The 22455-nt window shown below is 49.0% G+C and carries 25 protein-coding genes and 1 tRNA gene; 11 read left to right on the forward strand and 15 right to left on the reverse strand.

Annotated elements, in window-relative coordinates:
- The first annotated feature begins 105 nt into the window (after positions 1 to 105).
- The 7 genes from JWG88_RS03840 to JWG88_RS03870 all read left to right on the forward strand — a co-directional run bounded on the left by JWG88_RS03840 (position 106) and on the right by JWG88_RS03870 (position 4481).
- Positions 106 to 453 carry a hypothetical protein gene (locus tag JWG88_RS03840; RefSeq protein ID WP_205232366.1) on the forward strand — a complete coding sequence of 116 codons (348 nt, stop codon included), beginning with the start codon at positions 106 to 108 and terminating at the stop codon, positions 451 to 453.
- A gap of 270 nt (positions 454 to 723) precedes the next feature.
- A complete protein-coding gene (locus JWG88_RS03845; RefSeq protein WP_205232367.1) occupies positions 724 to 1305 on the forward strand; it encodes a sugar O-acetyltransferase in 582 nt (193 codons plus the stop codon).
- Between the two features lie 119 nt (positions 1306 to 1424).
- Positions 1425 to 2051, forward strand: coding sequence for a DUF1294 domain-containing protein (locus tag JWG88_RS03850; RefSeq protein WP_205232368.1), 627 nt, complete (start codon positions 1425 to 1427; stop codon positions 2049 to 2051).
- A 52-nt stretch (positions 2052 to 2103) separates the two neighbouring features.
- Complete coding sequence (locus JWG88_RS03855) at positions 2104 to 2712, forward strand: NAD(P)H-dependent oxidoreductase (RefSeq protein ID WP_205232369.1); 609 nt, start codon at positions 2104 to 2106, stop codon at positions 2710 to 2712.
- 96 nt (positions 2713 to 2808) lie between these two features.
- Positions 2809 to 3138, forward strand: a complete 330-nt coding sequence (locus JWG88_RS03860; RefSeq protein WP_205232370.1) for a DUF1330 domain-containing protein — start codon at positions 2809 to 2811, stop codon at positions 3136 to 3138.
- Between the two features lie 387 nt (positions 3139 to 3525).
- The gene (locus JWG88_RS03865) at positions 3526 to 3996 is read left to right on the forward strand and encodes a universal stress protein (protein ID WP_205232371.1); all 471 of its coding nucleotides are present in this window, start codon (positions 3526 to 3528) and stop codon (positions 3994 to 3996) included.
- Between the two features lie 128 nt (positions 3997 to 4124).
- On the forward strand, positions 4125 to 4481 hold the full coding sequence (locus tag JWG88_RS03870) for a hypothetical protein (RefSeq protein WP_205232372.1): 357 nt from the start codon (positions 4125 to 4127) through the stop codon (positions 4479 to 4481).
- A gap of 37 nt (positions 4482 to 4518) precedes the next feature.
- Here JWG88_RS03870 and JWG88_RS03875 read toward each other — a convergent pair whose 3' ends face one another.
- The 8 genes from JWG88_RS03875 to JWG88_RS03910 all read right to left on the reverse strand — a co-directional run bounded on the left by JWG88_RS03875 (position 4519) and on the right by JWG88_RS03910 (position 12647).
- The gene (locus JWG88_RS03875) at positions 4519 to 6024 is read right to left on the reverse strand and encodes a mechanosensitive ion channel family protein (protein ID WP_205232373.1); all 1506 of its coding nucleotides are present in this window, start codon (positions 6022 to 6024) and stop codon (positions 4519 to 4521) included.
- Positions 6021 to 6920, reverse strand: coding sequence for a lipoyl synthase (lipA, locus tag JWG88_RS03880; RefSeq protein ID WP_205232374.1), 900 nt, complete (start codon positions 6918 to 6920; stop codon positions 6021 to 6023). Before lipA ends, JWG88_RS03875 begins: the two co-directional genes overlap by 4 nt.
- Positions 6880 to 7611, reverse strand: a complete 732-nt coding sequence (lipB, locus tag JWG88_RS03885; protein ID WP_240194238.1) for a lipoyl(octanoyl) transferase LipB — start codon at positions 7609 to 7611, stop codon at positions 6880 to 6882. The genes lipA and lipB overlap by 41 nt, the downstream gene beginning before the upstream one ends.
- On the reverse strand, positions 7571 to 9028 hold the full coding sequence (gene gcvPB / locus JWG88_RS03890; protein ID WP_205232375.1) for an aminomethyl-transferring glycine dehydrogenase subunit GcvPB: 1458 nt from the start codon (positions 9026 to 9028) through the stop codon (positions 7571 to 7573). The genes lipB and gcvPB overlap by 41 nt, the downstream gene beginning before the upstream one ends.
- Positions 9025 to 10359, reverse strand: a complete 1335-nt coding sequence (gcvPA, locus tag JWG88_RS03895) for an aminomethyl-transferring glycine dehydrogenase subunit GcvPA (protein WP_205232376.1) — start codon at positions 10357 to 10359, stop codon at positions 9025 to 9027. Before gcvPA ends, gcvPB begins: the two co-directional genes overlap by 4 nt.
- Positions 10360 to 10387: 28 nt before the next feature.
- Positions 10388 to 10786 (reverse strand): glycine cleavage system protein GcvH, encoded by a 399-nt coding sequence (gene gcvH, locus JWG88_RS03900; protein ID WP_205232377.1) that lies wholly within the window; start codon positions 10784 to 10786, stop codon positions 10388 to 10390.
- Between the two features lie 77 nt (positions 10787 to 10863).
- Complete coding sequence (locus JWG88_RS03905) at positions 10864 to 12117, reverse strand: aminomethyl transferase family protein (RefSeq protein WP_205232378.1); 1254 nt, start codon at positions 12115 to 12117, stop codon at positions 10864 to 10866.
- A gap of 86 nt (positions 12118 to 12203) precedes the next feature.
- Positions 12204 to 12647: an Lrp/AsnC family transcriptional regulator gene (locus JWG88_RS03910; RefSeq protein WP_205232379.1), complete on the reverse strand. Its 444-nt coding sequence runs from the start codon at positions 12645 to 12647 to the stop codon at positions 12204 to 12206.
- A gap of 354 nt (positions 12648 to 13001) precedes the next feature.
- On the opposite strand from JWG88_RS03910, the gene JWG88_RS03915 reads away from it, so the two are divergent.
- On the forward strand, positions 13002 to 13418 hold the full coding sequence (locus tag JWG88_RS03915) for a CBS domain-containing protein (protein WP_205232380.1): 417 nt from the start codon (positions 13002 to 13004) through the stop codon (positions 13416 to 13418).
- Here the strand turns inward: JWG88_RS03915 and mnmL are convergent.
- The 7 genes from mnmL to hisB all read right to left on the reverse strand — a co-directional run bounded on the left by mnmL (position 13411) and on the right by hisB (position 21007).
- A complete protein-coding gene (gene mnmL, locus JWG88_RS03920; RefSeq protein ID WP_205232381.1) occupies positions 13411 to 14334 on the reverse strand; it encodes a tRNA modification radical SAM protein MnmL/YtqA in 924 nt (307 codons plus the stop codon). The two genes, JWG88_RS03915 and mnmL, sit on opposite strands and share 8 nt — an antisense overlap.
- Before the next feature lie 42 nt (positions 14335 to 14376).
- Positions 14377 to 16314 (reverse strand): AMP-dependent synthetase/ligase, encoded by a 1938-nt coding sequence (locus tag JWG88_RS03925; protein ID WP_205232382.1) that lies wholly within the window; start codon positions 16312 to 16314, stop codon positions 14377 to 14379.
- Positions 16311 to 16994 carry a bifunctional demethylmenaquinone methyltransferase/2-methoxy-6-polyprenyl-1,4-benzoquinol methylase UbiE gene (gene ubiE / locus JWG88_RS03930; RefSeq protein ID WP_240194239.1) on the reverse strand — a complete coding sequence of 228 codons (684 nt, stop codon included), beginning with the start codon at positions 16992 to 16994 and terminating at the stop codon, positions 16311 to 16313. Before ubiE ends, JWG88_RS03925 begins: the two co-directional genes overlap by 4 nt.
- A 57-nt stretch (positions 16995 to 17051) precedes the next feature.
- Complete coding sequence (gene asnS, locus JWG88_RS03935) at positions 17052 to 18431, reverse strand: asparagine--tRNA ligase (protein ID WP_205232384.1); 1380 nt, start codon at positions 18429 to 18431, stop codon at positions 17052 to 17054.
- 207 nt (positions 18432 to 18638) lie between these two features.
- Positions 18639 to 19295 carry a tRNA lysidine(34) synthetase gene (locus JWG88_RS03940; protein ID WP_240194240.1) on the reverse strand — a complete coding sequence of 219 codons (657 nt, stop codon included), beginning with the start codon at positions 19293 to 19295 and terminating at the stop codon, positions 18639 to 18641.
- Positions 19296 to 19702: 407 nt separating this feature from the next.
- Positions 19703 to 20353 carry a hypothetical protein gene (locus JWG88_RS03945; protein ID WP_205232386.1) on the reverse strand — a complete coding sequence of 217 codons (651 nt, stop codon included), beginning with the start codon at positions 20351 to 20353 and terminating at the stop codon, positions 19703 to 19705.
- A gap of 60 nt (positions 20354 to 20413) precedes the next feature.
- The gene (gene hisB, locus JWG88_RS03950; protein WP_205232387.1) at positions 20414 to 21007 is read right to left on the reverse strand and encodes an imidazoleglycerol-phosphate dehydratase HisB; all 594 of its coding nucleotides are present in this window, start codon (positions 21005 to 21007) and stop codon (positions 20414 to 20416) included.
- 219 nt (positions 21008 to 21226) lie between these two features.
- On the opposite strand from hisB, the gene JWG88_RS03955 reads away from it, so the two are divergent.
- From JWG88_RS03955 to rpsI, 3 genes are all read left to right on the forward strand, one after another.
- Positions 21227 to 21301: transfer RNA gene (locus tag JWG88_RS03955), tRNA-Gly, on the forward strand.
- Positions 21302 to 21371: 70 nt separating this feature from the next.
- On the forward strand, positions 21372 to 21800 hold the full coding sequence (gene rplM, locus JWG88_RS03960) for a 50S ribosomal protein L13 (RefSeq protein WP_205232388.1): 429 nt from the start codon (positions 21372 to 21374) through the stop codon (positions 21798 to 21800).
- A gap of 115 nt (positions 21801 to 21915) precedes the next feature.
- A complete protein-coding gene (gene rpsI, locus JWG88_RS03965) occupies positions 21916 to 22308 on the forward strand; it encodes a 30S ribosomal protein S9 (RefSeq protein ID WP_205232389.1) in 393 nt (130 codons plus the stop codon).
- The last annotated feature ends 147 nt before the right edge of the window (positions 22309 to 22455 follow it).

Here is a 22455-nt window from a genome sequence, read left to right on the forward strand (position 1 = left end):
CCCCTGTGCCGTTGAACTTAAAAGCTAAACCTGTCGCTACGCATCTCGATTAACATACAAAAGTCTGGAGGCTCCGCATTTTAGCCCGTACAAGGAGAAGTACTAATGAAGAATCAACTGAATTTTTTTGTATTAGTTATCACAATTGGAATAATGCTCGCTGGTTGCATGAATATGCCTACTCACCCCTCCCAAATTACAGGCTCATACACGTCAGGTCTTAACTATAAGAATTTCACTTGCGATGAAATTGCTGCAGAGATGGCCTCATTGGCTCGTCGGGAAAATCAGTTGATCATAGCTCAAGAACAAAGGATTAAGACAAGCGAAATCCAAGCGTTTTGGTGGGGTTATGGTCAAGGTGATGGTGTAGAAGCATCTGAACTGGCGAATGTAAGAGGTGAGAAGGAAGCGGTTAGAAAAGCAATGGAATCGAAAGGCTGTAAGCAATAATATGATTTGGACTAACCACCGGATCAACTCGGACTGGCAATCCCGCCGCACTCCATTGCCGGTCTGTTATGCTCTTGCCAGAGGTTAGTATTTCATGTCAAGCAAAGGACTTAACACAGGATCACACATGGGGACGGTCCCCCCTAGTTCACACCCATGCCGGGGGCACACAAAACACTCCAGTGGCCACGCCAGACCTTTGCTATTACAGAAGGTGAGGTCGAATCTGATCGAGCTAATCATCATATGTATGCCTGAGAGAGAGGTGATATGTTGTCAGAAAGGGAAAAGATGTTGAGGGGGGAGCTATATGACCCTTTCGATGCAGAACTCGTCCGAGGGCGAAACCGCGCAAGGGATCTCTGCCAGGATCTTAATGCCACTCGCGAGGAGCAACAGGAGGAGCGCCGGCATATCCTGTGCCGGCTCTTCGGCCAGGGCGGCGACACGGTCTGGATGCAACCACCCTTCTTCTGCGACTACGGGACGAACATAGAGCTTGGCGAGCGGGTATTCTTCAACTTCAACTGCGTCGTGCTCGACGTTGCCCGCGTCACAGTTGGGGACTACACACTCTTCGGTCCGGCCGTGCAGATCTATACGGCAACCCACCCGCTCGATGCGGAACTCCGACGCCGGCAGGAGTTCGCCAAGTCAATCGAGATCAGCTCCGATGTATGGATAGGCGGCGGAGCTATTCTCTGCCCGGGAGTGCGAATCGGCCCGCGCTCCGTGATCGGAGCCGGAAGCGTCGTGACGAAGGATATCCCCGACGCGGTTTTTGCGGCCGGCAATCCCTGCCGCGTGATCCGCGGGCTATCCGAGTGCGACCGCTCTTCTATGAGTGGGTGAGATTTGGAGAGGGTCGGTCTTCCTGACGAGTCGCGCCTTGAAGTCCGGCTCCTTGAGGCCCCGGAAAAGACGCGGGTTCGATGAGCCCGCACAATAACCATCACTGGACAACAGAAATAATGGAATCAGAAATCGGAAAAATCACTACGTGGAACGATGAAAAAGGTTACGGTTTCATAACATCAAGATCCGGTGGAAAAAATATTTTTATTCATGTCAATGATTTCAGTAAAGAGCATAAGCGACCGATTCAAGGTCTATCAGTCACATTTGACCGAAAAACTGACCCAAGAGGGCGAACTTATGCTACTAATATTTATCCACTGAAAGGGCATAAAAAAATTAACAAGGCTGATAGTCAGCTTTTATTCTCAATAATGTTCTCAAGCACATTTTTCACAGTCATCGGCATATTGGTGATAATCAATAAGCTGTCTATCATAATTATGGGTGCTTACACAATTTTTAGTCTGGCGGCTTTCGTAATGTACAAAAAGGACAAATCTGCAGCCCAATGGGATGAATGGAGAACGCCGGAAAGCACTTTGCATTTGATTTCCCTTATCGGCGGTTGGCCTGGCGCGCTTATTGCTCAAAACAAACTGAGACATAAATCTAAAAAAATCTCTTTCAAAGCAGTATATTGGGCAACGGTTTTGATCAACTGCGGCGCTTTAGCCTGGCTCTTGACCACCGAAGGCTCATTGACGTTTAATGCCTTGATTCAAAAAGTGAATTTTGGCTAACGAGCTATTTGAAGAGGTCTGTCTAGAAAATCTTATAAAAAACACGGAAACCATGAAAATATCAGTCATCCTTGCTCATCCTGATAAGGCGAGCTTCAATCATGCAATTGCATCGATCCTCGTCGAGCAGCTCGAAATTAACAGGCACGATGTATCTTTCCACGACCTCTATGCGGAAAACTTTTGCCCTCTGCTCGCAAGTGAGGAGATTGCGAAGGAAGCAGTATTGCCGGAGACAGTTAAAAGCCATTGCGAGGAAGTCCGAGAGGCAGACGGTATTATTGTCATTCATCCCAACTGGTGGGGGCAGCCTCCGGCGATAATGAAGGGTTGGATTGATCGGGTGATCCGTCCGGGGATAGCTTACGAATTTCTGGAAGGCGATTCCGGCGAAGGTATCCCAAATGGCCTGTTACAGGCGGAAGCCGCTGTCGTCTTCAACACCTCAAACACCATGCCGGAAAGGGAACATCAAATCTTTGCAGACCCGCTCGAGACAATATGGCGGAACTGCATCTTCGGCTTATGCGGAGTTGATAACTTTTATCGCCGTACATTCAGCACAGTGGTGGACAGCACGGAAAGCGAGCGGCAGGAATGGTTAAACGAGGCAAGAACATTGATTGACAAGATATTCCCTGAAGTAGAAAGAACCACATGACTATTCACTGGCGTCGGATGCACTAAAAACGTCACGCCGCAAAAAATACCGCGCCCTTGAGGTTGTGAATCGAAAAAACTGTTTGGAGGTGAGGTGATGAGTAATCCGGTTTACGCATTAAATTTGTTCAATGTCTCCGATAAAGAAGAATATTTGGCGTATTCGAGACGTTCGGCCGGAGAAGTGCAGGCCCATGGGGGATGTGTTGTCGCTCTTGGGAAATTTCGAGAGACTGTAGCAGGAGACATAGCGCCCAGATCGGTACTCATAGTCGTTGAGTGGGAATCCCGGGAGGCATTCCAGAGATATTGCTATGACCCCGCCCTTGAAGACCTACATCCACACCGAGTCAACGGAACAAGCAATTATGTCTGGCACCTCTTTGACAAACTGGCTGATTTAAGGCCCTTATTGCAGGAATATTGAGATTAAGCCGCGCGATGTGACGGTATATCTTGCAAGAAAAAGATGCTGTTTTGGAGGAGATCAATCATGAATTCGGACTGGATTATCCCCTATGCAATATAGTTACCAGGACAGCAAACCAGCTCTCTCAAGATAAACATCTACGAAAGCGGATTACAAAAATCAGGCTGAGTTCATATTGCCTGCCTGCATTTGACCCTCACGTGAGCCCACATAAACTTTTTCCTTTTGAACCAAGAACTTCCTTTGATAGAATAGAAGAAAGGCAAATGCTTGATGGAGAACAGCAATGAGGTTTTTCACTGCATTTTGCTTATCAAGCAAGAGATAAAATAATAAGTACTATTAAACGATACTTTTGAAGCTTCCTTAACAAAGAGGTCAGATATGTCAGAGAGAATACTTATGCCATTGGATGGCTCAAAATTAGGTGAAGCGGCTCTTTCCTACGTAGATGAACTCATCTCTCGATTAGCTCCTGGTGAAACTGTCGAAATTACGTTGTTTCATGTGATAACTACCGTTCGGCATAACATTAGTTATCAAGGCGGAGGAAGTGTTTCAATCCCTTACACGGAGGAAGAGCTGGCGAAATTCAAAGATGAAGCAAAAGCCTATCTTGAGAGAGTGAGCAGGCGCCTGCAAAGCACGAAGATAGCTCTAGCATGTAAAGTTGCGGTTAATGAGAATCCTGCGGAAGCGATAATAGAGGCTGAAAAAGAGGTGAACGCAGATCTGATTGCCATGGCAACTCATGGAAGAAGCGGCCTCTCTCGATTCGCCATCGGGAGTGTTGCTGATAAAGTAATGCGGGGAGGTGGAGTACCGGTATTAATGGTTAGATCGAGTGAAGATTAACCATGGTACAGATCATGGTGAGATATTGATCAAGAAGATGCCACTGGCGATGCAGGGCCGCTGATATTTGAAATAGCAGAGCGAGGCAGTGTTTTTCAGCAGGTTAATACCAGTGCAGCGGGTGAGCCATGTCAATTGAAAACCTGGCCGTAATTCAAGGTATATATTATTTCGTTTCGGGGATCTGGCCGCTGCTGCATATGGGCAGCTTTATGAAGATAACCGGTCCCAAGACGGATCAGTGGCTGGTGAAAACAATTGGTATACTGATAGCTGTTATTGCTGTTTCTTTACTCTTCGATGCCCTCGGCAACGAAATCCGTTACAGCACCTTTCTGCTGGCCTTCGGCAGTGCGCTCGGCCTGACACTGATTGAAATTTTCTATGTCGCCAAAAAAGTTATTTCTCCTGTTTATCTTCTCGATACCGTCGCTGAAGTGATCCTTATGCTGCTGTGGATCTACTATATATTTTTAGCGACGTAAAGATGTCTTCGCGTTAGCTCAACATTGGAATAAACATTCATTCTTCCTGAAGCAGGTCCTTCCCCTCTTCAGGAGTTCTGGAAGCCCGGGCCTGCAACCGCAGCTGCATATCTTCGCTGGACAAATCGCCCTCAGAGGTAGTGCTGAGTTCTTCCGATTTCAGGGGATCGATACTTTCTTTTTGCTGTACCCGCTCAACCGGTTGTGGCTGTTCCATTTGCACCGGCACCCCTTGGGGAAACACCACTTCCCTGGCCTCATCAGGCATGGAAATATTTTCTTTTTCAAAGGCACGTTTGACCAAGCGCGTCAGGGAGGATTTAAGTTTCAATTTGTCATGGACTGTACCGTCATACCAAAAATAGACTTTCAGCTTCACTGTAGCCGAGCCAAGGCTGTCGACCAGAACCAGAGCCTCGGGATTGTCGAGCACCGCTGGATGTTCAACAAGTATTGCAAACACAATTTTCTGGGCAGAGGAGATTTCGTTGTCGAATCCTATCCCCACCTCGAACATTCCCCGGCAATTGGGATTGGCGGTATAGTTGCGGATAATCGATTTATAAACAATGGAATTTGGAATCTGCACATGATTGCCGTCCAGGTTCATCAGAACCGTTCCCCGGGTGGTTACCTTCTCGACGACTCCGGTATGCTCGTTTATCTCGACCATATCGCCGATACGGAAAGGATTACGAATGCTGATCAGGATACTTGCCAGATAATTTTCCAGGATATCGCGAAAGGCAATTCCCGCAACAAGTCCGGCAATACCTGTCCCCCCAAGGACAGTGGTGGCAAGGCGTGAAAGTCCGGCGATCTGCAGAGCAAAGTAAAAGCCGATGAGGATGGCCAGAATCGTCAGGATCCGCGATGCCACATCGCGCAGCAGCGGCTTCATGTGACTGCTTAAAATTTTACTGAAGTAATTGACGACAACTCTGACAACCAGCAGGAAAAGGAGCAGAACCGCGACAGCCACCCCCAGGCGCGGCAGCCTCTTGAGAGAAGCTTTCCACATTCCGTGCAGTTCATTGAACATCGGAGTCATGTCCCAGACGGAAGGCTCGATGATCTGGATACGATTGACCACAGCGGCAACATCTGAAATCTTCCGGGAAAGCTCGCCGGCCCATTTGCGATAATCTTCCGTATTCGTGCTTCCGTCCAGAAAGACCACACCCTCTTCGACCTCGACGGCGATATCGACAAACCACCCGGTGGCCTCGAGGATTTTGATTAACCGTTCTTCAATGGCCTCATCGTCGGCAGCCGGTAGAATATTGATTCTATCGCCACTGCCTTCAGCGGGAACGGTTATTTCTTCGGTAGAATTGGCCTGCTGTGCGGAAGAGGGACTGACCGATATTCCCAGGACGATGAGGCTGGAGAGGCAAAAGATCAATGCAGCAAGAAGAAGCGGCACATGGAATTGACGCAGATACAGGGGCATATGAACGACAGGATGTTTTTTTATTCCGCAATCATACCTTTTATCCAGCCATCTTAGAGTTTCGTGCAGCCTGTCGGGATATGGGTTCAAGAGCTCTGATTTTCCAAGGCTTTTTTATAAAGAACCCCAGCCTCATAACTGCTGCGCACGGACGGCCCTGAGGCAACTCCCGCGAAACCCTTACGCAAGGCGATGTCCTGCAGGTCGGCAAACATTTGCGGAGTTACAAACTCATGCACCGGCAGATGGTGTCGCGATGGTTGCAGGTATTGTCCGAGGGTAAGAATATCGCAGTCAACCTGCAGAAGATCATCCATCGCCGTTTCCAATTCTTCCAAAGTTTCTCCCAGTCCCACCATAATGCCGCTTTTGGTCACCATCCTGGGATAACTCTTCTTCACCTCGGCGAGAAGTTCCAGGGATCGTGCATATATCGCCTGAGGGCGAACCTCAGAATAAAGCCGGGCAACCGTTTCAATGTTGTGATTGAGGACATCCGGCCGTGCCGCAGCGATACGGCGGAGGGCAGCCCAGTTTCCCTGGAGGTCGGGAATAAGGATTTCAATCAGCGTCCCGGGCGACTGGCTGCGTATTTCATTGAGGGTCGAGATGAAAAAAGAGGCACCGCCATCCTCCAGATCATCTCGCGTCACCGAGGTGATGACGGCGTATTTGAGCTTCATTTTTTTTATCGCCTGGGCAACACGCAGGGGCTCGGTATCATCGGGCGGGCCGTCCGGCCCATTACCGACGGCACAGAAGCGGCAGTTCCGGGTACACTTTTCCCCCAGTATCATAAAGGTTGCCGTACCCTTGGAAAAACATTCGAATTGATTGGGGCACTGCGCCTCCTGGCAGACCGTGGTCAAGCAGCCGTTTTTCAGAAGCTTCCTGATTTCTTCATATTCCGGCCCTGTCGGCAGTTTGCGTTTGAGCCATTTGGGTTTACCCAATTTGATCGGCTGCTCTTGCTGCAATGGCTTCATCCCTTTTTTCCTCCTGATTACAAAGCAATATGGTGATATGCCTGCGCATGCTTTCCCTTACCTCTTCCAGCGACACAGTACCCCGCTCTTTTTCCAGCGAAGTAATGCCGACCCCGACCAGCCCGCAGGGACGAATCCAGGAAAAAGGCTCCAGGGCCAGATTAACATTTAAGGCCAGGCCATGAAAGCTTATACCGTGACGCACCCTGATGCCGACGCTGCCGATCTTATTATCGCCGACCCAGATGCCTCTGTTACGCTCATCGCGGGTGGCATCGACACCGAAGTCGGCCGCCGTATTAATCATTATCTGCTCGAGAATATCGATGAAGCCGGTCACCGAAAGCTTGCGCCGGCGCAGATTGAGGATTGGATAAACCACCAGCTGGCCGGGACCATGGTAGGTGATGTCCCCGCCCCTTTCGGTATGCACGATGTCGATGCCCTTGCCCGCAATCTCCGCCCGGCTCTTCATCAGGCTGGTGAGTTTGCCGTTTTTACCGAGGGTATAGACAGGCGGATGCTCTGTAATAAGTATCTGCTCCTCGGTATCATCATCGCCATTCCTCTGCCGCTCGACACTTTGCAACTGCATCTGATGGGCCATGGTATAAGCCATGACCCCGATATCTTTGACAGTGGTGTGCATATTAGCCGCGCAGACAGGGATTTCTGGCAGCCAGGGTTTCATCGAGACGCCTGACTTTGAACCGTGTCGGTGAAGATTTCAGAAGTTCCGGACTCTCTTTCGCCTCTTTGACGATCTCCTTGAAAACCTCGATGAATCTGTCGAGATCTTCGAGACACTCGCTCTCGGTAGGTTCGATCATGATGGCGCCGGGGACAACCAGGGGGAAATAGATGGTTGGCGGATGGTAGCCGCAATCCATCAGCCGCTTAGCCATATCGAGAGTGGTTACCTTGGACCCCTGCTGCAGCTTATCGGAGAATACCGCCTCGTGCATACAGGGTCTGTTGTAAGCAAGATGGAGATGTCCTTTCAAGCGCTCCTTGATATAGCAGGCATTGAGAACGGCATATTGGCTCGCCTTCTTCAGATTCTCCGCGCCCATGGTGAGGATGTAGCTATAAGCTCGGACAAGTACGCCGAAGTTCCCGAAGAATCCATGAATCCGGCCCACACTCTCGGGAATATCATCCTTGAGTGAATAGGCATTTCCATCGAACACAACGCGGGGCACCGGCAGGAATTTCTTTAATTCCTCGACAACACAGATCGGTCCTGCACCAGGACCGCCGCCGCCATGCGGGGTGGAAAAGGTTTTATGAAGATTGAGGTGAAGAACATCGACGCCGCATTTTTTCAAGTCCACGATTCCCATGATGGCGTTCATATTGGCACCATCGCCATAGACAAGTCCGCCCTTTTCATGGACCAGCTCGGAAATTTCTCTGATATTTTCCTCGAAAAGGCCAAGGGTGTTGGGATTGGTGATCATTATACCCGCGGTTTCCTCATCCATCAGGTGGCGGATATCATTCGCCTCAAGAATGCCGCGCTTTCCGGATGTAACCTTTATCGGCTTATAGCCGCACAGGGAAGCGCTAGCCGGGTTGGTGCCGTGAGCCGTGTCTGGTATGAGGATCTTGGTCCTTTTACTGCCTCTGCTTTTGTGATAAGCCGCAAAAATAAGCATGCCGGTCAACTCGCCGTGTGCTCCGGCGGCAGGCTGCAGAGAGACGCCATCCATGCCGGTAATGGCTGCCAGATGGTTTTGCAGCTCATGCATCAGTTTCAGGGTACCCTGGCAATGTTCGTCGCCAAGCAGTGGATGAGCCGAGACTATTGCCGGGGCTCCGGCATGTTTCTCATTTATCTTGGGATTATATTTCATGGTGCAGGACCCCAGAGGGTATGTCCCGGTATCCACGCCAAAGTTCCACTGCGACAGCCTGGTATAGTGCCGCACCACATCTATCTCACTGAGGTCGGGAAAATCAGGGGCATCGCCGACGAGTTCATCAGGCAACTCAGCGCCTGGAACATCGCTTGTAGGTATACTCATGCCGTTTCTTCCTTTTTTCCCCTTCTCCCACAGCAGCCCTTCCTCTAAAATCAATCCACTCATTCCGGGTGCGTTTTTCATGACTTCACCTCCCCGACAACGGTATCCAGCACTTTTCTGGATGCTGTCTCGGTTACACAAAACAGATACCTGCCTTCAAGCTCCGGGTAAAAACGACCAAGCTCTAAACCGGCAACAATTTTATCTTTGAACAACCTCTGATGAGATTCGCTGAAACCACCGGGAAATTCAACCACGAATTCATTAAAAGTCGCTGAATCGAAAACCAGTTTCGCACCGGCTTCCACCAGCCTGTTCTTCAGATAAGAGCATTTATCATAGTTGAGCCGCGCCAACTCCCGGATGCCCTTCTGACCAAGAGCAGCCATGTACATGGCCGCGGTTATGGTGTTGATACCCTGGTTCGAACAGATATTCGAAGTAGCCTTTTCCCTTCGGATATGCTGTTCACGGGTTGACAGAGTCAGGACGAAACCGCGCCTGCCCTCGAGATCTGTCGTTTCACCGACCAGCCGCCCCGGTATACTGCGCACGAACTCCTGCTTACAGCCAAACATGCCCAGCCCCGGACCTCCGAATGATCGGCCGATGCCAAAGCTCTGCCCTTCTCCACAGACAATGTCAGCTCCCTGACTTCCGGGATTTTTCAGCAATCCGAAAGCCAGCGGTTCGGTAAAGCAGGCGACACAAAGGGCATCATTATCATGAATGGTTGCGGCGGCTTTTTCCATATCTTCTATTACTCCGAAGAAATTGGGAGACTGTATGGCAACCCCGGCCAGATCGGTAATGTCCGCGAGTGAGGAAAGATCCGTGGTGCCATCTGCCAGACAGGGCAATTCAACCAGCTCGAACTCAGTGGGATGCAGATAGGTTTCGACCACCTGCCTGTAGTGGGGATGAACGGCCCTGGACACCGCTACCTTCTTCGTTTTCTTCTTCAGACGCAAGGTCATCAGCAGGGCCTCGGCCAGCGCTGAGGCGCCGTCATACATGGAGGCGTTGGCAACATCGACTCCCAGCAGCCTGGCGGTGAGGGTCTGATACTCAAAAACTCCCTGCAGCGTACCCTGGGCCATTTCCGCCTGGTACGGGGTATAGGCGGTCAGAAATTCCGACCGGCTGGTCAGATAGGGGATGATCACCGGGATATTATGGTGATAGCTGCCTGCTCCGATAAGAGTGGTAAACTCCGGACCAACCTGCATCATCGCCCCAATTTCCGCCATATGAGCATCGAGTTCCCACTCACTGTGGGGTTCAGGCAGGTCCATCGGGCCTTCGTGTCTGCATTCCTGTGGAACAGTGGGAAACAATTCTTCGAAATTCTTTACGCCGATCCGCGACATCATCGTCTGTATTTCTTCATCGGTATGTGGTAGGTAGCGCATGTAGAGCCTCACGGTTGATATTTTGACTTCATTCCCCCTCGAGGATTTTCAGGTAGGCATCATGGTCGAGCAGATCATCCATCTCTTCCATGTTATCCGGCTTGACCTTGATTATCCAGCCGCCGTAAGGGTCCTGGTTGAGCAGTTCAGGGGTATCTTCAAGCTCTTCATTAACCGCTACGATCTCTCCGCTCACCGGAATGTAGAGCTCAGACACGGCCTTGACGGACTCCAGCGTACCAAACTCTTCACCGGAACTGAAGCTGTCACCCTCCTCCGGCATCTCCACAAAAACGATATCGCCCAACTGATCCTGGGCATAATCGGTAATGCCGATAAGAACCACATCACCCTCAATCTTGGCCCACTCATGTTCCTTGGTGTAAGATACATCTTCCGGTAGTTTTAACTCTTCCAGTTCTTTCATTTTATCACCTCCATAAAATTGTATAATCGTAGTCTTTTGATGAATCGCCCAGGTAGTCAATTGATCTGACTGAATAACTATATCATTTCTTTTATCGGGCGCCTGGCAGTACGGTCAGGCCTGACATCCTCCCGAATTTCTATTTCCAGCTTACGCTTGCCATCTGTTAAATAGAGTCTGTCACCGACACTGTATTTCCCGGAGACTCTGACAAAACCGCAGCACAATCCTTTGGGCTGGAAACCTTCCGGTTTACCGTCTGATTCCGGAGTAGCTATGGAAATGATCCTGCCGTCGACACGGCCGATTGCCATATCCGTAGCACAGGTGAGGATTTCACCAACGGGATTGCCGTCGGAGTCGATAACACCGCTGCGCTCATTAGGAACGATTTTTCTCGGGTCGAATCCTGCAAATGGATAGGTCGCTTTCTCATTGTTGAGTTTTTGCAGGGATTCCGAACCGACAAAGGACTTGGTGAAGTGTCCCTGGCTGTCAAGGGGAAGCACGAATTCCCAGGGATTATTGCTGAAAGGCCAGTCGCCTATGTCCTGATGTGAAAGCGGAAGAGCGGCACCGGCACGCAGGGAATCACGGGCCGCAAGTCCGCAAGGCGTTATCCCGGAACCACCAGTTTCCAGAAGTGCATTCCAGGTCTTTTCCAGGTGCTCGGGCTCGACAAATATCTCAAAGCCGAATTCTCCGGTATATCCGGTGCGGGAGAGCAGAATCGGGGTGCCGTCTTTCAGGAGAACGGAAGAGTCGGGTCCAAACCAGCCTTTGAAAGAAAAATACATCATCTTTGCAAAAACATTTTGCGGATCCTGGAGGAGTTTACCGAGAATCTGCGCGGAGGCAGGGCCCTGAATATCGATTTTTCCGAGCTTCTCGGTCAGATCGGTTATCTGTATCTGGGCAGAGTCGCCGAGCCGACCAAGATGTTGTGCAACAACCCGTCCCATTCCGGCATTAACTACCACCATGTAGGAGGTATCGCCCCGCTTATAAACGATGGCATCATCTATGACATGGCCTTGCTCATTGAGGAAGACCCCGTAGACACATCTGCCCTCTGCAAGTGGTTTGTCTCCGGAGCCGAGACACCTGTCGAGATCTTTGGAAATTGCCTTCTGCAGAAGCTGATAGGAACCAGGGCCTTCTACCAGAACAACTGCCATATGACTGGTATCAAATAAACCGGCACTTTCTATTACGCCTAAATGCTCCTTACGGGCGCCTGCGGGATACCACAGCGGCATCAGGTAAGATCCGAATTCGGCCATATTAGCGCCATTTGCGACATGCCATTGATAGAGTGGTGTTTTTTTCATGATATCTTTTCCCTTGCTGATCTGCAAAAAGCACCACTTTCGTTGCTGCTGTTCTAACCAACCGGAAAGAACGACGACTCTAGATACTAGACAACCAGCGGTACTTTAAGATTAAAACTCTTATATACGACAAAGGTTTCGACGGAACGTACATTTTCAACCTTGGAAACTTCATTGGTATAGAACTCAAGCATACCGAACTGTTTTTTCAACATCACAGTCAGCAAAAGATCAAACCTTCCGGTAACCACACAGACGGAAATAACGCCGTCTAACCTACTGAACTCCTCACCCTTCTTGACAAGATCCATGTCCTTGAGCCTGACTCCCACCATGACAACGTATTGATCAGGCAAGGCGTCAGGATTGATGAGACCAGTGATTTCAAGCACTCCTTCGTCTTGCAGCTTCTTCACTCTGGAACGAATGGTTCCTTCAGAAACTCCCAGATCCTCGGCTATTTTTCGATACGGCACCCTGCCGTCGCGGAGATGTCGGATAATAGATATATTAATAGTATCAAATTTCATTATATGGTTACCAATTTTTGTTGATCTGGCAGTGATTTTACGACATATTTACGCTATTGTCAATATTGATAGTTATTTTTCCCGAATTCGTCATTTTATAGGCCTTTTTCTACGCTTTCAGCTGTCGAGCCTCACCACAACCATCATACACTTCTGCAACAACGCCTGTTCCTCCAGGAGCCATTGCCAGCCCTGCCGGGTTTTAAGGTTCTATAATATTGTCATTTCTCCTTTTGTTACCTATATTATAAACTCAGCGGATGTGGTTTAGTTGATCCGTAATCCATTTGTTTCTTTGGGAATAGTTTCCGAATGCGTAGCCCCACTCAACCTTCAGACAGCAAGGAGATCCACATGAGCTTACAGGATAGAGTCAAGGAGGCGGTTAATTGGGACACTCCCTCCATCGATGGAGAAAGCAGCCTGCACCAGGCAATCAGCCAAATGGTCAAATACGACGTTTCCGCTTTTGTGGTGAAAATGAATGGCATCGTCGCGGGCATTCTCGGGTGTGTCGATCTTATTAAAAGCGTGATTACCCATCAGGATCTTCATGCGGTAAAGGTCGCCGAGGTCATGACCAGCTGCCAACTTGTCACCGAGGAAGGGGCTGTCAATCCATGTGCCCAGATCGACGAAGATGAAAGTGTTGAAAATGCCCTGAAAGTTTTGGACTCGATGGGAACTCATAATCTTCTGGTGGCAGGCTCCACTGAACGGGAAGCCGGCCTTGTTTCCCTTCGCGACCTGCTGGGGCTTGCCATCAAGTAGGATCTCGGGATTCAGCAGGCCTACCCTGACAGATGCCGCGCTCTCTCATAACCTTTCGCAACTCCGCACTGAGCACGGTAGCCTGCACGTTCCATTGCGGCGCCAGCAGCAATTGCGGATGGGCTGTGGCCCAGAGTCTATGGATGACGATGCGCTCAGGAATCAGGGGCAGTATCAGTAAGAGTAACTCAAGATATTCCTGCCGGGAAAAGACGGGGACCTGCCCACACTCATACATCTGCTCCAAAGGGGTATTCTTCAAGATTTGAAGATGGTGCAGCTTTAGCGCATCGATTCCCAGCCCGCATACCGTTTCCACCGTTGCGATCATCTCTTCCGATTTCTCTCCAGGGATACCGAAAAGAAGATGAGCTCCTACTTCAAAGCGGCCGAATTCCCTGATCCTTCGATATCCATTGAGAAAATCGGCGAAGCTGTGATTGCGGTTCATGGCGCTAAGACTTTTCTCATGCATGGACTGGAGCCCCAGCTCAAACAGGCAGCTTTTACCGGATTCCTGAAGAAGGGAGCAGAGTTTATCGAGAAGTCGGCGACTGAGGTAATCCGGCCGGGTAGAGATTATAAGGCCGAGGCAGTCCGGGTCGGCCAGTACCGAGGCGAACACGCCGAGGAGCCGATCAGTCTCTAAAGATGTAGAGGTTTCCTGCTGGAAATAAGCAAGATAGTGCAGGAATCTGTTTTTCAGCAGATATTTCTTTCCCCTGCGGATCTGTTCTGCAATTTCCCCCTTTTCCTTCAGGTACCAGGGGGAAAAGCCGGGAGCGGAGCAGAAAAGACATCCACCTTTTTCACGATTCGGACATCTCTCCCCCAGATCCAGAGGAATTTTGCCCACGGCAAAACCATACTTTTGCTTATAGTGATAACTGAAGGTCCGAATCAGAGGCGATTTCATCAAGCTTGAGAGATCAGTCCGCATTCTAGTGCATACATGTTATCAGCGAAGCAAGGTATCAATGAGCGCCTTGTATTTTCTTTCGATCACATGTCTTTTCTTCTTCAAGGTATTGGTCAACTCTTCGCCAAGAGTAAATTCCCGGTCAAGAAAGACAATGCCCTGCAGTTTTTCATGAGGTTTAAATCCCTGCTTGGGCAGAAGAAGACGGTTCATTTCACTTTTGACATGATCGAGCACTTTGGTATCCGTCGTAAGGTCCTTCTCCTCATTCTTCAGGCCGCTTATTTTTTTACTTATGTATTCACGCAGCTCTTCCATATTGGGGACCAGAAGCGCTCCCAGCCCCTTTTTGTCCTGGCCGACCAGGACGGCATCCTGGATGAAAGGGAATATTGTAATAGCGTTTTCTATTCGTGACGGATCTATATTCTCACCGCTGGCGAGAACAATTATCTCCTTGGCCCGCCCTGTTATGACAAGCTCTCCTCCGACAGTCAGCATCCCCAGGTCGCCGGTGCGGAAAAATCCATCTTCGGTAAATGATTTTCTATTTTCCTCCTCGTTGTCAAAATATCCGGCCGTCACCTGAGGGCCGCGCACCTCTATCAGCCCTTCGGCACCGGGACCAAGAATCTCACCCTGTTCGGAGACGATGCGCAAATCGGTTTCCGGCACGGCAGGACCCAGAGTGCCGTAAACAGGGCAATTCAATCCTCTTCCGGCTATTGCCGGAGAGCATTCGGTCATGCCGTAGGCGTTGACAATGCGGATACCGACGGCATCGATCCATTCTTCCAGATAGCCGGCCAGGGTGCCGCCGCCGCTGATGGCAAGCCGTAATTTCCCGCCAAAACGCTGCTGGACGAGGGAGAGCTTTTTGCGGGCAACGAGGTAGAGGGGGAAGAGCAGAATTACCTTGATCAGCGCCACCATCTTTGTATACATCCTTGAAACCGGATTCCTTTGCTGGAATTGGGGCAGATGACCATGCACCTGCCGCAGGTTGCGTTGGTATTTACTGGATATCAGAACAAGGGTGTTGAAAATGGCCTGGGCGGCTTTTCCCTTCTTGCGGATAGCCAACTCGACCTTGCTGTAAAGGGATTCCCACACTCTGGGTACCGTGGCCACCAAGGTCGGTTGGTAATGTTCCAGGTCCTGGGCAAAGGTTTTGACAGAAGAGTAGACCAGGCAGGTTCCCATACACAGGGCTGAGTATTCAGCCGTTCTCTCGAAGATATGCCAGCTCGGCAAAATGGAAAGCCAGCGGTCCTCCGGAACAAGCTCTATAATTTCAGGTATATACTTGATGTTGTGCATAACATTGCCATGGGAAAGCTGCACGCCCTTGGGCAAGCCGGTGGTACCCGAAGTATATATCAGGGTCAGCAGATTTTCCGGATGTATCTTTTCACCCCGTTGGCGAAACATCTCCATGTCATGGTCGCAGATTGTTCTGTCGCTCAACAGATCGTTGTAGGAGTAGGTATTGCTGAACAATTTGTGCTTCTCGGGACTGGTCATAACGAAGATGGTCTTTATCTGTCTGCATCCCTTGATGAACTCCTTATGTTTCTCCAGGAGTGTGTCCGACTCGATCACCAGATGATTGGCATTTGAATTTTCAATGATGAAACTGAGCTCCTGCGTAGGAGTATCGGAGCCGCGCGGAACGGTGACGGCGCCCAGCGACATGATCGCCAGGTCGGTAACTATCCAGGCATAGCGATTGTCAGAGAGAAACATCACCTTGTCATCCTTGCCAAGCCCTCTCTTTTCAAAGGCCCTGGAGAGCAGCAGGACATCCTCAAGCAGCTTGGCATAGGTGACGCTAATTTCTTCCTCGCCCATCCGGTAAATATAAGCTGTGTTATCGCGATATTTATCGCAGCTGTTGAGCAGCATTTCAAACAGCGTTACCGGCTCTTCCCGCTCCGGGGTATGCTCCCGGTAGGTCGCCTGATGTTGCTCCGTCATTTTATCCCCCAATGCACGGCAATAGTCCCCATCATAAATTTCTTATAACCAACCTCTGAAAAGCCCGCCCGCTCAAAGAGTGCGGCGAGATCGCCGGCTTCGTAAAAATCCATTGTGGAGCCCGTTAAATAAGCATAGGCCTCCTTGTCCCTGGCGATAAGCCGCCCCAGAAGAGGAATACCCAGACAAAAATAGAGCTGAATGAAAGGATAGAGGATGTTTTTTGCCGGTGGAGTTGTGTCCAGACAGACGATCCTACCGCCTCTTTTCAATACCCGGTGGACTTCCTTCAGGACGCCTGCAACATCGTCGACATTGCGTAGAAGATAACCGAATGTCACAGATTCAAAGCTGTTGTCTCTATAGGGGAGATGATTGGCATCGGTGGACTGCCAGTGGATGTCTTTCGAGGAAAATCGTTTTTGTGCTTCCCTGAGCATATTGAGGGAAAAATCACCGCCGATAATCGCACATTTCGGATGATATCGGCGGGACAGCGCGGCAATATCGCCAGTGCCGGTGGCAAGGTCGAGAATAACACTTTCACCCGGATCTCCGGCCCGCTCAACTACAAAACGGCGCCATTTCTGATCCTGTCCCATGGTCATGACCCGATTCATCAGGTCGTATTTTCCAGCAATGGCATCGAACATTGTGCGGATGCCTTTTCCCTTACCCAAACCGATTACTCCTTCCATACATTCTTGGAACAAATTCAAAAATACCAACTAGTCAGATCAACAGGGAGCAGAGCCCGGAGTCCGGGGAAAGGGAATAACTTCCCGAATATTTGCCATACCGGTGACATACTGCACCAGCCTTTCAAATCCCAGGCCGAAACCGGAGTGCGGTACGCTGCCGAATTTTCGCAGATCCAGATACCAGCCATATTGTTCCACATCTATGCCTGCTTCAAGCATGCGGGAATAGAGAACGTCATAGCGTTCTTCGCGCTGGCTGCCGCCCACGATTTCTCCTATGCCGGGAACAAGAAGATCCATGGCGGCTACAGTCTTGCCGTCATCGTTGAGCCGCATATAAAAGGGCTTGATCGAGGAAGGATAATCGGTGACAAAGAGCGGCCTCTTATACACCTCTTCGGTGAGATATCGCTCATGCTCTGCCTGCAAATCAATGCCCCAACTTACTGGATATTCAAACTGTTTTTCAGCCTTGAGCAGAACCTCAATTGCCTCCGTATAGGAGATATGTCCAAAATCATCATCAATCACGGATTGTAACTTATCAATCAGCCCCTTTTCGATGAACTTGTGAAAAAGCTGCATATCTTCCCTGCAATTCTCAAGGACGTCACTCAGTAAATACTTGAGCATTTCCTCGGCAATCTGCATATTCTTTTCAAGGTCGCAAAAGGCCATTTCCGGCTCAATCATCCAGAATTCGGAAAGATGCCTGCTGGTGTGAGATTTTTCTGCCCGAAAGGTAGGTCCGAAGGTGTATACATCTCCCAGCGCAAGAGCATAAACTTCAGCCTGCAGCTGGCCGCTGACGGTCAAGCCGGCGCTCTTACCAAAAAATTCTTTTACCTGTGCGGCCGCATCAGCGCCGCTCTTCTCCACCTTCTCGGTGGTTACGGTGAACATTTCACCGGCGCCTTCACAGTCACTGGTGGTGATGACTGGTGTATGGATTTGAAAAAAATCCCGCTGCTGGAAATAATTATGTACTCCCCAGGACAACCTCGAGCGCACTCGGGAGACGGCGCCAAGAGCATTGGTTCTCGGCCGCAGATGACTGATCTCGCGCAGAAATTCAAACGAATGCCGCTTTTTCTGCAGGGGATACTCTTCAGGATCGGCCCAACCGACCACGATAATAGAGTCGGCATGCAGTTCCACAGCCTGTCCCTTTGCCGGGGACTCTTTAAGATCGCCTGAAACAGTCACGGCACAGCCGGCGGAGAGTTTTTTTATCTCTTCGGAATAATTGGGCAGTGTGCCTTCAGCAATGACCTGCAGATTAGCCAGACATGAACCGTCATTTATTTCGAGAAAAGAAAAGGAACCGGTATCTCTTCTTGTCCTCACCCAGCCGTTTACCGTCTGCCGGGATCCTGTTTTTCCTTCAGTCAGTATCTTGTTTATTCTATTGGTCATTTCATGCCCCGGTAGTACGTTGTATAACGTTGTACATCTGGTTTTCCGGCCAGGTTTAAAAGGAATATTTCCTCTCCCCACCGGACCTCTCAATTGCGATTTCATCTACATACCACTAAATTTCACAGAGACAAATAGATTTTCTTCATCACTGATCTTTCCCATAACCCCGAAAAGAAGCAGGAACAATCAGCAAATTTGCAAATCTCAAAGCATATAATCAGAGCGGACATTTTTCAATGCATTGAACATAGATTTTTTGGCGTCCGGCTCTCTGGCGTAGATATCAGCAAGAATCTGCCGCACATTCTCTCTCCTGGTATCTTTCTCCAGTGGACAATCATTCTTGACCGCCTCTATCCCTGCCATCTCCGCGAGTTTCCGCAAATCATTCTTCTCAAGATAAGCCAGTGGTCTGATTATGTGGATTCCACCTTCAAAAAGAGATTGTTTTGGAACCATGGTGGAAATATTCCCACTGTAAAGCATATTGAGGTAGAGGGTTTCAAGCAGATCATCCATATGGTGGCCGAAGGCAATTTTATTCATGCTCCACTCCCGAGACAGATCAAAGAGCTGCGAACGTCTGTTTCGGGCACAGAGGTAACAGCTGAGATCCTCTTCGAGAGGTCGTGCCTGGATCGCGGCAAATTCTATCCCGAAGCGGCGCATCATTTCCGCGATCCTCTCAGGTGGAGCAAGTCCGCCACTTTCGGATTTCCAGAATCCATTATCAATATATACAGCCTTGAGAAAATATTCTATCGGTGCTTTAGACTGCCAGATTTTCAGAACCCAGGCAAGAACAGAGGAATCAATACCGCCGGAGACGGCAACCAGCACACGATCATTAGTCTTTAACATAGAGTAATCATGCATGGCTCTGCCGATCTTTCTATTGATATATCTTGGTAAAACTGAAGTAGGGTTACGGGATATGCTCATTATGATGAGGCTAGGCGGATAGCGCAGTGATGTCTTCTAGAGAGAATAGAAATGAAAAGGGCGTTGCAGTAACCCAGCTGAATGACGAATCTTCAGACAATCATTTTCCAGTAAAAAAAACAAGATAATCTTGTAAAAAATCATTGAAGGCCGGGATGGACTCAGGAAAAAGCTATCTAGTCAATCGACATAGTAATCCAGCTGAGCCGGACTCTTTACAGTACCCCCTTGAGGGGTATAAGTGCCTTGGCTGCAGAGGGTAATTCACTGTTTTATATTCATTTTTCGTTGATTTTTGTTTTGACGGTTTTTACCTTGGTAAGGCACTAAAAAAAGTAAGGGCAATTCCTCAGCTTCTCATGAACACCCTGAGCGGTAAGTTCTTCAACGGTGATCCACCGAAATCCTCTGCTTTTCGCTTTATCGAATGTGAAAAGATTACTCATCAGGGAACTTTGCGTTTCACTAAATGTAGTAGCCCACATGCTTCGACCGCTACCGGCGTTAATCAACTTCATCTCAAAAGCTGCGGAGGCGGGTGAATCGACGGCATATTCACCCCCCTGCCGCTGTTCAAAACGGATCAGGCTTGTCATCAGAATATTTCCGCATTGAGCTTCTCTGCCAATATCCTCGATGGTTCCATTTGGACTGCCGGCGATATCATCAATTTGCAGACGAAGTTGAGCGGTTTCCACAATCCGGGGAACATTGGATTGCTCCAACTCATCCCTGATAACCTTATCCAGAAAAAGCGCACCGTCCTGCATTTCCTGATACTCTTCGTTAATTTTATTCTCCTCTTCATAGTGAACAGCTGTGGGCAGCAGAACGACACATCGAAGAGGAGCCACATCCGCTTTCAAGGAGTTGTCAGACTTCCTGGCGCCACAAGAGGAGAGGAGCACGACAGCTGCCAGACTGATGCATAGAACGACCAAACGGTTGACGACGATCAAACGGCGGAAGGTATTCAAAATAGACCTCGCTTTTGGTATGTTTACTCAGCCCGGATATTTCATAAAACGGGCGGGTGACTACAGGGTCCCTTTGGAAGACAATATTCCGGTATGACCGGGAAGAGGCGCTGCCGCCTCGCGGATTGCCCTCGCCAGTCCTTTGAAAACAGCTTCAATAATATGGTGTGTATTATCACCGTGAAGCAGATCAACATGCAGCGTAATGCCGCCATGCAGAGAAAAGGCCCGCATGAACTCTTTTGCGAGCTGCGTGTCGAAAGCACCGACTTTCTGGTCCGGCACCGGTACTTCATAATGAGTGTAGGGTCGGTTAGAGAGATCGGCAACAACCCGAACAAGGGTTTCATCCATGGGCATATAACAGCAACCGTATCGCGCGATTCCTCTTTTATCGCCGAGCGCCTCGGCTAAAGCCTGCCCCAGACAGATTCCAATATCCTCTACCGTATGGTGTGCATCGACCTCGATGTCCCCTTTCGCCTCGATGCTGATATCAAAAAAGCCATGAACGGTAAAAAGAGTCAGCATATGATCCAGAAAGGGAACATCCGTCGATATATTATGTTCACCTTTTCCATCCAGGGCAATATTCAAGGTGATTTCGGTTTCAGCGGTTTTCCGTACTACCCCGCCTTTTCTCTCAGCATTCATTTGCGACCTTTTTACTTTTTCAAATTTTTTTTTGTAGAACTATGATAAGTTACTGTACTATGCCACAGTATTTTAGAATTTTAAAGGAAAACTATTTCCGTTTATAGTATCATACAGTGATCGGGAAATTGCCTTTAACCGCTTTTAACCTTATTTTTATGGTTGACATTGCCATAGAAAGTTTGTAAATATTACTCTGTTTTGACATTGAATAAATGAGCGGGAATAACTCAGTGGTAGAGTGTAACCTTGCCAAGGTTGAAGTCGCGAGTTCGAATCTCGTTTCCCGCTCCAAAACAAAAGAACAAAAGGTTCGGCAATGCTCGAACCTTTTTTTATTAAATGCATGACCTTGAGGCGGAAAATGAAAACATATCTAACTCCAGTTAATGAGATCGAGAAAAATTGGTATGTTGTCAACGCTGAAGACAAAGTCCTGGGCCGCATTGCGACAGAGATTGCCCTTCGTCTTCGCGGAAAGCACAAGCCAAGCTTTTCCACATTTATTGACAACGGAGATTTCATCGTTGTAACCAACGCCGAAAAAATCAGGCTTACCGGTAATAAATGGGATGACAAGAAATACTATCATCACACCGGCTACATTGGTGGAATCAAAGAAGCGAGCGCCAAGGAACTCATGGAGAAACATCCGACCGATATGCTGATGAAGGCGGTCAAGGGCATGCTTCCCAAAAACAAACTTGGCAGAGCCCAGTTGAAGAAACTGAAAATCTATGCCGGCAGCGAGCATCCACATGAAGCTCAGCAGCCCGTTGAATTAGATATTTAACCCAATCGGGACTCTTTACAGAACCCCCTTAGGGGGATACGTATCTTCAAGTTATTCTTTTCTGGAAATCACTAGAGAATGCCAAAGATACATATATTCACGGAGATAATCAAACATGGCCCAGGATCGTTATTACGCAACCGGCAAAAGGAAAACCGCTATTGCGAGAGTTTGGCTAACACCAGGTAGCGGAAAGGTAATCGTCAATAAAATGACGGCGGAAGATTACTTCGGCGGCAATTTTTCTTCCCATAAAATTGCACGGCCTTTCAAGATTACCGAGACTACGGATCAGTTCGATATACTTGCCACTTTAATCGGCGGCGGGAAATCCTCACAGGCTGAAGCTCTCACCCACGGCATATCAAAAGCACTTCTTGAAGTCGATGCGGAAAACAGGCTGCCTTTGAAAAAATCCGGTCTTCTTACACGTGATCCACGCTGTAAAGAGCGTAAAAAGTATGGCCAGAAAGGTGCTCGAGCAAAATTCCAGTTCTCCAAACGTTAATTTTTGCCGACAACGAGTATCTTTACCGGGAGTACATTATCTCGGAAAGCCGACTCTAGCTCAACACAGTTGCATAGAGGGAATAACAGAGTTTTCTGTTATTCCCTTTTCTTGTTCTGGTGGAGCCGCGATAAGCACCGTATGGGC

The sequence above is a fragment of the Desulfopila inferna genome (assembly GCF_016919005.1).
In the GTDB taxonomy this organism is placed as follows: Bacteria; Desulfobacterota; Desulfobulbia; order Desulfobulbales; family Desulfocapsaceae; genus Desulfopila_A; species Desulfopila_A inferna.